The following is a 374-nucleotide window of genomic DNA, read 5'->3' on the forward strand; positions in this document are numbered from 1 at the left end:
TGGAGCGGGAAACGAGACTCGAACTCGCGACCCCGACCTTGGCAAGGTCGTGCTCTACCAACTGAGCTATTCCCGCTTGGGGTGGTGCAGTAAAACGTTTGGAGCGGGAAACGAGACTCGAACTCGCGACCCCGACCTTGGCAAGGTCGTGCTCTACCAACTGAGCTATTCCCGCTTGGGGTGGTGCAGTAAAACGTTTGGAGCGGGAAACGAGACTCGAACTCGCGACCCCGACCTTGGCAAGGTCGTGCTCTACCAACTGAGCTATTCCCGCTTGGGGTGGTGCAGTAAAACGTTTGGAGCGGGAAACGAGACTCGAACTCGCGACCCCGACCTTGGCAAGGTCGTGCTCTACCAACTGAGCTATTCCCGCT

4 tRNA genes are annotated in these 374 nt (G+C 58.0%); all 4 read right to left on the minus strand.

Annotated elements, in window-relative coordinates:
- The 4 genes from AB3U87_RS22530 to AB3U87_RS22545 all read right to left on the minus strand — a co-directional run bounded on the left by AB3U87_RS22530 (position 1) and on the right by AB3U87_RS22545 (position 373).
- Positions 1–76, minus strand: a tRNA-Gly gene (locus tag AB3U87_RS22530).
- A gap of 23 nt (positions 77–99) precedes the next feature.
- Positions 100–175 (minus strand) — tRNA-Gly (locus AB3U87_RS22535).
- Positions 176–198: 23 nt separating this feature from the next.
- Positions 199–274 (minus strand) — tRNA-Gly (locus AB3U87_RS22540).
- A 23-nt stretch (positions 275–297) separates the two neighbouring features.
- Positions 298–373 (minus strand) — tRNA-Gly (locus AB3U87_RS22545).
- Position 374 lies beyond the last annotated feature (1 nt).

It is taken from the genome of Erwinia plantamica, from assembly GCF_043420595.1.
In the GTDB taxonomy this organism is placed as follows: domain Bacteria; phylum Pseudomonadota; class Gammaproteobacteria; order Enterobacterales; family Enterobacteriaceae; genus Erwinia; species Erwinia aeris.